This window comes from Flavobacterium sp. (assembly GCF_036405015.1).
GTDB lineage: Bacteria > Bacteroidota > Bacteroidia > Flavobacteriales > Flavobacteriaceae > Flavobacterium.
Genome location: NZ_DASWYK010000021.1, coordinates 1 through 7,358, shown reverse-complemented (window position 1 = coordinate 7,358; position 7,358 = coordinate 1). Strand labels below are relative to the sequence as shown.

9 protein-coding genes are annotated in these 7,358 nt (G+C 32.4%); 4 read left to right on the top strand and 5 right to left on the bottom strand.

Annotated features, from left to right (window positions below):
* The 4 genes from VGE71_RS02105 to VGE71_RS02090 form a co-directional block, all read right to left on the bottom strand.
* On the bottom strand, nucleotides 1-336 hold a 336-nt coding region (locus VGE71_RS02105), incomplete at its 3' end, for an aminoacyl-tRNA hydrolase (RefSeq protein ID WP_331136818.1).
* Nucleotide 337: 1 nt separating this feature from the next.
* Nucleotides 338-2,452 carry a DUF4301 family protein gene (locus VGE71_RS02100; protein ID WP_331136817.1) on the bottom strand — a complete coding sequence of 705 codons (2,115 nt, stop codon included), beginning with the start codon at nucleotides 2,450-2,452 and terminating at the stop codon, nucleotides 338-340.
* Nucleotides 2,413-3,036: a nicotinamide riboside transporter PnuC gene (pnuC, locus tag VGE71_RS02095; protein ID WP_331136816.1), complete on the bottom strand. Its 624-nt coding sequence runs from the start codon at nucleotides 3,034-3,036 to the stop codon at nucleotides 2,413-2,415. Before pnuC ends, VGE71_RS02100 begins: the two co-directional genes overlap by 40 nt.
* Nucleotides 3,037-3,067: 31 nt before the next feature.
* Nucleotides 3,068-3,796 (bottom strand): geranylgeranylglyceryl/heptaprenylglyceryl phosphate synthase, encoded by a 729-nt coding sequence (locus VGE71_RS02090; protein ID WP_331136815.1) that lies wholly within the window; start codon nucleotides 3,794-3,796, stop codon nucleotides 3,068-3,070.
* Nucleotides 3,797-3,888: 92 nt separating this feature from the next.
* On the opposite strand from VGE71_RS02090, the gene VGE71_RS02085 reads away from it, so the two are divergent.
* The 3 genes from VGE71_RS02085 to VGE71_RS02075 all read left to right on the top strand — a co-directional run bounded on the left by VGE71_RS02085 (nucleotide 3,889) and on the right by VGE71_RS02075 (nucleotide 5,249).
* On the top strand, nucleotides 3,889-4,485 hold the full coding sequence (locus tag VGE71_RS02085) for a Crp/Fnr family transcriptional regulator (RefSeq protein ID WP_331136814.1): 597 nt from the start codon (nucleotides 3,889-3,891) through the stop codon (nucleotides 4,483-4,485).
* Nucleotides 4,486-4,566: 81 nt separating this feature from the next.
* Nucleotides 4,567-4,854 carry a hypothetical protein gene (locus tag VGE71_RS02080; protein WP_331136813.1) on the top strand — a complete coding sequence of 96 codons (288 nt, stop codon included), beginning with the start codon at nucleotides 4,567-4,569 and terminating at the stop codon, nucleotides 4,852-4,854.
* Nucleotides 4,851-5,249, top strand: coding sequence for a group III truncated hemoglobin (locus VGE71_RS02075; protein ID WP_331136812.1), 399 nt, complete (start codon nucleotides 4,851-4,853; stop codon nucleotides 5,247-5,249). The genes VGE71_RS02080 and VGE71_RS02075 overlap by 4 nt, the downstream gene beginning before the upstream one ends.
* A gap of 9 nt (nucleotides 5,250-5,258) precedes the next feature.
* Here VGE71_RS02075 and VGE71_RS02070 read toward each other — a convergent pair whose 3' ends face one another.
* Nucleotides 5,259-5,912: a 4'-phosphopantetheinyl transferase family protein gene (locus VGE71_RS02070; protein WP_331136811.1), complete on the bottom strand. Its 654-nt coding sequence runs from the start codon at nucleotides 5,910-5,912 to the stop codon at nucleotides 5,259-5,261.
* 381 nt (nucleotides 5,913-6,293) lie between these two features.
* On the opposite strand from VGE71_RS02070, the gene ahcY reads away from it, so the two are divergent.
* Nucleotides 6,294-7,358: adenosylhomocysteinase (ahcY, locus tag VGE71_RS02065; RefSeq protein WP_331136810.1), on the top strand; the 1,065-nt coding region annotated here is incomplete at its 3' end.

Sequence of the window (7,358 nt, the reverse complement as noted above, 5' to 3'; positions counted from 1 at the left end):
TTTGATTACCGATTTAGGAACTTTTGTAGCTTTCCTTATTTTCGGAACAAACAATCCTTTTTTAATGATTTCTAAAAATCGTTTGGTAACAATATCCTTATTTTTAAGCTGACTTCTGTCTTCGTCGCAGTTTAAAATCAGTATGTTTTCAGAAGTTAATCTTGCTGATAAGTTTTCTTGTAAAAGCAGTTTTTCTTCATCAGACAAAGCTTGAGAAGTATTCAAATCAAAGTTCAGAACAACTTTTGACGAAACTTTGTTCACGTTTTGTCCACCAGAACCGCTGCTGCGGACGGCTTTAAAATTTAATTCTGATATGATTTTTTCTGTATCCATTTTATTGTGGCTGATGTGCTGCTTTCAACAAATCATTTACTGTTTTTACCGGATTAAAAGTAATTAACGGAACCGCCACAAAAACAGTTAACCAATATGCCATTGATCCGTTCCATAATCCTGGAAGCTCGTAACTTCTTACTGTTTTACCTTCAACACTTTTTTCTACAATAAAACCTGCATTTTGATCTACGAAATTCAGTAAATCAAAATTTTCGTTTTTGTAATTTTTAATACTACAGACCAAATCTACAGGATTGAAATGTGTTGCTTCTGCTAAAATTGAAAGCTGTTTTTTATTTGTCAAATCTACCTGAGAAGTTTCTACAATCTGCAGAGAAGCATTTCCTTTTTCATTCATTACCCAAAAAGGACCTCCGCCAGGCTCGCCTTCATTTTTAACCATTCCGCAAACTCGAATTGGTCTATCCAATACTTCTTTTATTTTATTGATTTTATTCTCTAAAGTAAACTTATTAAAGTCTTCATTCATTTCAATATTTAGCTTTTCTTTAGCGAAAACAAGAATATCTTTTAATTCTTCCTCTTCAATTTCCCCTTGATCAATCAACTTCAAATATCCAAAAACCTTTTGCTGGATTTCTACTAAAACTCCTCCCAAAGATTTCTTGTACAATGTAATTTCATCAATATGATTTTGAATTACATTATCTATATTTTTAATAAAAATAAGGTCAGAATCCAGATCGTTCAGGTTTTCGATTAGAGCTCCATGTCCGCCTGGTCTAAAAATCAAACTTCCGTTTTTATCTTTTACCAAGTTATGGTCTGCATCGATTGTGATAGAATCTGTGCTTTTACTTTGATACGAATATCCAATATTAATAGTAATTCCTGAAGGTTTTTCAATTTTCTCCTTTACATCCAAAACTGATTTTTCAAACAAATCTTGATGTATTTCTGAAACCGTAAAATGTAAATTAGAAACATTTTTTGATGATGCATAATGTACACATTCATTCAAATGCTCTTCAATCGGATTTGCAATATGTGTTTTATATAAATGAAAAGGCAAAACCGCTTTTGGTTTGTTTGCTGAATTAAAATGATCTGGAGACAGTAACAGTTTTATAAAATAATAGTTTTTATAATCTCTTTCTAAAGTCTCAAAGTCTGGATAAATTTCTCTTAATTTTTGATCTACAGTTTTAAAAAAAGGAAACTTCTCCATTCCGACAATAAAAATGGCCAGTTCTTTATCGTTTTTTCTGTTAATGTAAGCATTTATGGTTTCTTTTTTAATGTCAAAATCATTCAGAAATGCACTCAAAAACTTATACATTCTTGTCGCTGCACCTGATGCAGGAACAAACTTCTTAATTTTAAACTGATCCTTTTGTTCATCAAAAAACAATGCCTTTTGTTGAAATTCTTCTTCTGACAAACTTAAAATTCCATCATTAATAGTTGCCGGACGAATCAGGTTGCTTTTTGAGATTCCTTTTTTGAAATTTTTCAATTGTTTTAAAATCGTTTCAAAAGAAATTCCTCTATTGTATATCTGAACAAAATCATCAGATGAAAAATTGTTCTCTTTTGCCAATACCAAATCTTCGATTATAGAAACTGCTTTATTCAAACGACATTCTTTATCTCCTGAAAGTGTTATGAAAGGCTTTTTAGTATCGATCAACGTTTGTTTGAAAACAGAAAATACAGTTTCTCTTCCTTCTGGAGTATCTCTAATATCATCTTTTTCCCATGGTACATCAATATCTGTCAGAAAAAACAAATCATATTCATGCTCTAATGCCGCTTCATTTAAAAGTGGATCACAAAAGCCATAATACATTTCAGAAAAAACTTTGGTTACCATCAAATTGGTATCACAAAACAAGTATTTATTTGCTTTTGCTAGTTTTTCATTTTCTAATGCCGTTTGCCCGTAAGCAATTGGCATCATATCATCTGCAACGCAGATATGCTTATTTTCTTCCCATTTCTCTTGCAAATAGTCGCGTGCAAACTCTGGAACCCATTCGGTTTTGTAGTAATCTGCAAGTTGTTTTGCCAAGGTTGTTTTTCCTGTACTTTCAGGGCCAAACAAAGCAATTTTTATGATAGCTGTTTTTTGCTGTCTAAGATCTTTCTCCATTCTAAATAAGCTGAAATAGCCAAAATTGTAAAAATTATATACTGAAGTGACAGCATCCCTAAACCACGATAAGCGTAGAGAGGCACAACAATAATATCACCAATAATCCAAAGTGTCCAGTTTTCTATTTTTTTTCTGGCCATGTACCACATTCCTGCGAAAAATATTCCCGACGAAATCATATCAACATAATTGTCTGAATGAATTTCGTAATCAAAATATTTATAAATGCCGAAAACTACAAAAACGGTTACAATAAACAGTAAGATTCCAATTATTTTTTCATTAAAAGTTGTACGAGTAATTGGAAGATTGTCTTCGGTCGTTCCTCCTTTTGCCCAAACATACCAGCCATAGATACTCATAATCGAAAAATATCCATTAATAATCATATCTCCAATATAACCTGCAATATAAAGCAAATACACCGAAATTACTGTTGCCACTAATCCTGTAGGATATACCCAAATATTTTCTTTTTTCGCAAACCAAACACTTAAAATTCCGCAGACAAAAACTAAAAATTCCAAAGCAATATGCCATAATGGAGCATTTTTATAACTATCAAGAAAAAAGTCAATCATTTTATGGTATTTAAAGGCAGTTAAAATCTATTTATGAATCAAAGAAATGACTGTTATTTTCAAAAGCAGTTCCAATTACAACCAAATCTGCACCAGCATTATGCGCGCTCTTAATTCCTTGTAAATCTACAATTCCTCCTCCAACAATAACAGGAATGTTTATATTTTGAGCTACTAATTCAATCATTTCTAACGGAACAGGATGTTTTGCTCCGCTTCCAGCTTCCAAATAAATCAATTGGTTTCCTAACATTTCTCCTGCCTGCGCTGTTGCGAGAACCAAATCTAAATTCTCACGGCTCAAAGGCTTGGTTTTACTTACTCGGGCAACAGCTGTTTCATTACCACTTTCGATCAAAATATAACCTGTAGAAATAACTTCAAGGTTTGTCTTTTTAAGAATTGGAGCAGCCTGAACCTGATATTCTATTAAATAATCAGGATTTCTGCCAGACAACAACGACAAGAATAAAATACCATCTGCTTTTGGAGAAATCTGCGAAGGATCACCTGGAAACAAAATAACAGGCAAATTTGTTTTTTGTTTTAAAGCAGCAATCAGTTCTTCTAATATATTGTTTTGTACAATACTTCCACCAACAAAAATATGAGTAGCTGGCGACTCATTAATTTTTTCAATTAAATGAGCTAAATTTTCCAGAAGAATTTTATCCGGATCCAAAAGTACTGCGAGCAACTTCTGTCCGTTACTTTTAGCTTCTAAAATCTGTTGTCGAATGGTTACTAATTGTTCTTGCATCGTGGTGTAAAAGTAAAAGTTTTTTAGTGCAGAAGAACTATCGTGAATGAATTATATTTGTAAACTCTCTGTTAACAATAAACAAACCCTTTATGATCGCAGTTGAATTATTGGAGAAATATGGTGCCGTAAAAAAATCTTTCAGTAAAAATGAAATTATTTTTGAAGAAGGAAATCTGCCAACACATTATTATCAGATTATTTCGGGTGAAATTAAAATGTGCAACTATAATGATGACGGACGAGAATTTATTCAGGGAATATTTTATAAAGAACAATCTTTTGGAGAACCTCCATTATTTCTGAACCAAAAATATCCTGCCAATGCCATTACTGTTGAAGAAAGCCAGATTCTGCTTCTTTCAAAATCTCATTTTTTGAAACTCTTAGAAGAAAACCCTTCAGTAAGTATTAAAATAATTGAAAATCTTGCACAGCGATTGTATTATAAATCCATAATGGCCGCCGAAATTTCTACTCATGAACCAGAACATCGGGTCTTAAAATTAATCGATCACGGAATTGCTTATTTCAATTTTCAAAAAGATAAAAATGGTTTCCTTATTAATTTTACAAGACAGCAAATTGGCGATTTAACTGGTTTACGTGTAGAAACCGTTATTCGAGCTATTAAAGCTTTGGAAAAAAAAGGCGAATTGAAGATTATTAATCGAAAAGTATACAGATAAAAAAGTTCTTGTTTTATGATTTTAATCATAAAATACAGTCGTATTGTGAGCGTATCTTTGTCATATAAAAATCTGAATATCATGACACTATATCAAACAACATTCGACATTTTCAATAGAAATTATATGGGTTCTGCTGCAATGGCTGTAATTGGCCAAAGCTGTTTAGGAGGCGCTGCTGCAATGTACGTTTTGGCTAATGGAACTTCAATCCCGCAAATGATTCAGCTTGCTATTATTGTTTTGGCTTGCATCTTTGTCAACACTTCAATTTTGGCACAAATGAAACACAAAGTGGTTTTTAATCTTTTAATTTTAAGCTCAATTTTAAGTGTAGTATTTATTCTTTTAAACACAATTTTTCTGTGAAAAAACAAATAGAAAACAGAGCAGATATTGCCTTTCTGGTACATACATTTTATGATAAAATAAGAGCCGATCAAGAAATCGGCTTTTATTTTAATGAGATGATTACCGATTGGGATTTACATTTGGAAAAGCTAACCGATTTTTGGGAAACCAATCTATTTGGCGTTCGCAAGTACAAAGGAAATCCGCATGCGGTACACAATGAAGTTGACGCTCATTTTGACGAAAAAATCACGGCAAATGAATTCGGAATTTGGCTCAATTACTGGTATCAGACATTAGACGAACATTTTGAAGGCGAAAATGTAGAAACCTTAAAAAGACGCGCCAGAAAAATGAGTACTTTTTTATATATGAGCATGTTTCAACACCGTCAAAAAGAAAGTGAAGTTTAAACTGAAAACTTATTTTTCAAAAGCATAAACCAAAGTGAAAATTCCTTCAAAATTATCCGATTTGATTTCCTGATAATGTACATCAAAATCTTTAATCAAATTATCAAAATGAAGACTTGCCTGCGTTTGGGTTTCACCTAAAGAAAAGTTGCTCACATTGATATGATCTTTAAAACTTATACCTTTTTCATTTCTAATTTTAAAGATTGCTTCTTTGGCTCCCCAGATAACGGTAAGTTTTTTTATATATTCTTCTGTTGTTGATGGATCTAAATAATCGCACTCAAAATCTGTAAATTTATCTGCAATTTTCTGAATCTTTTCTCGCTGCAATTCCATATCAATTCCGACTGTTTCATCACTTATAATTATCGCCGCAAAATGATACGAATGCGTTATTGAAATATGGTTGTGACAATCAAAATACGGTTTCCCGAATTCATCATAATGCAAATCTTTATCTGTAAAACCCATTTCCTGAATTAGCATACGAACACTTAAAAAAGCACGCTGATGCATTTCAGATTTCATTCCGTCCAATCTCTTTTGTGTTTTTTCTTTTAAAAAAACTACTTTACTCAATAATTCATCAAGAGATTCTGTTATTTCCCAAATTAAAATTTTAGTCGTTTCGTTAAACTGTATGGTCTGAAATAGAGGCATTTCTTTTTAATTGTAAATTATGAATGGTTAATTATAATTTTTTTAAACCATATAAGTGATATAAGAAAATATAACTGTTGGCTCAAAAAATGTATTAGTAAATATAAGCAATTAGTGGTAAAGCTAATAGTTTAAAACCCTTTTTAAATGAACTTATATTACTTATATGGTTTAAAAAACATAAGCAATTAGCAACAAAGGTAATAGTTAAGAATCTTTTTAAATGAACTTATATCACTTATATGGTTTAAAAACGATTCCTAAACTAACATTCTAAAGATTAAGAAATTAAAGATTTCACAAAACTTACAGAAAGTAGTAAAAATAAAAACCTATTCCTTAAATTTGCAAAAAATTTACAATTATACAAATATAATATAAATGAGTACTACAACTACGCCTTACGTGGCTTATAAAGTAAAAGACATTTCTCTAGCGGCTTGGGGAAGAAAAGAAATTGAACTAGCTGAAGCTGAAATGCCAGGTTTAATGGCACTTCGCGCTGAATACAAAGACGAACAACCATTAAAAGGTGCTCGTATTGCTGGATGTTTACACATGACGATTCAAACTGCTGTTTTGATCGAAACTTTAATTGCTCTTGGTGCAGAAGTTACTTGGTCTTCTTGTAACATTTTCTCTACTCAAGATCAAGCTGCTGCTGCAATTGCTGCTGCTGGAATCTCAGTTTACGCTTGGAAAGGTCTTGACGAAGAGTCATTTGACTGGTGTATTGAGCAAACTTTATTCTTTGGTGAAGACAGAAAACCATTGAACATGATCCTTGATGATGGTGGAGATTTAACTAACATGGTTATCGATCGTTACCCAGAATTAGTTGCTGGAATCAAAGGTCTTTCTGAAGAAACTACAACTGGTGTTCACAGACTTTACGAAAGAGTAAAAGCTGGAACTCTTCCAATGCCTGCAATCAACATCAACGATTCTGTTACTAAATCTAAATTTGACAACAAATACGGATGTAAAGAATCTGCTGTAGATGCTGTACGTCGTGCAACTGACTTAATGTTAGCTGGAAAAAGAGTTGTGGTTTGTGGATACGGTGACGTAGGAAAAGGAACTGCAGCTTCTTTCAGAGGTGCTGGTTCTATTGTAACGGTTACTGAAATCGATCCAATTTGTGCTTTACAAGCTGCAATGGACGGTTATGAAGTTAAAAAATTAAACACTGTAATTGCTAATGCTGATATCATCATTACAACTACAGGAAACAAAGATATCGTTCTTGGAGAGCACTTCGAGCAAATGAAAGATAAAACTGTTGTTTGTAACATCGGTCACTTTGATAACGAAATCGATATGGCTTGGTTAAACAAAAACCACGGTGCATCTAAAATCGAAATCAAACCACAAGTTGACAAATACAACATCAACGGTAAAGATATCATCATCTTGGCTGAAGGTCGTTTAGTAAACTTAGGTTGT

Excerpts from the sequence above, each read along its gene's own strand:
- VGE71_RS02100 (WP_331136817.1), bottom strand. The coding sequence starts at position 2,452 with ATGGAGAAAGATCTTAGACAGCAAAAAACAGCTATCATAAAAATTGCT.
- pnuC (WP_331136816.1), bottom strand. The coding sequence starts at position 3,036 with ATGATTGACTTTTTTCTTGATAGTTATAAAAATGCTCCATTATGGCAT.
- VGE71_RS02090 (WP_331136815.1), bottom strand. The coding sequence starts at position 3,796 with ATGCAAGAACAATTAGTAACCATTCGACAACAGATTTTAGAAGCTAAA.
- VGE71_RS02085 (WP_331136814.1), top strand. The coding sequence starts at position 3,889 with ATGATCGCAGTTGAATTATTGGAGAAATATGGTGCCGTAAAAAAATCT.
- VGE71_RS02080 (WP_331136813.1), top strand. The coding sequence starts at position 4,567 with ATGACACTATATCAAACAACATTCGACATTTTCAATAGAAATTATATG.
- VGE71_RS02070 (WP_331136811.1), bottom strand. The coding sequence starts at position 5,912 with ATGCCTCTATTTCAGACCATACAGTTTAACGAAACGACTAAAATTTTA.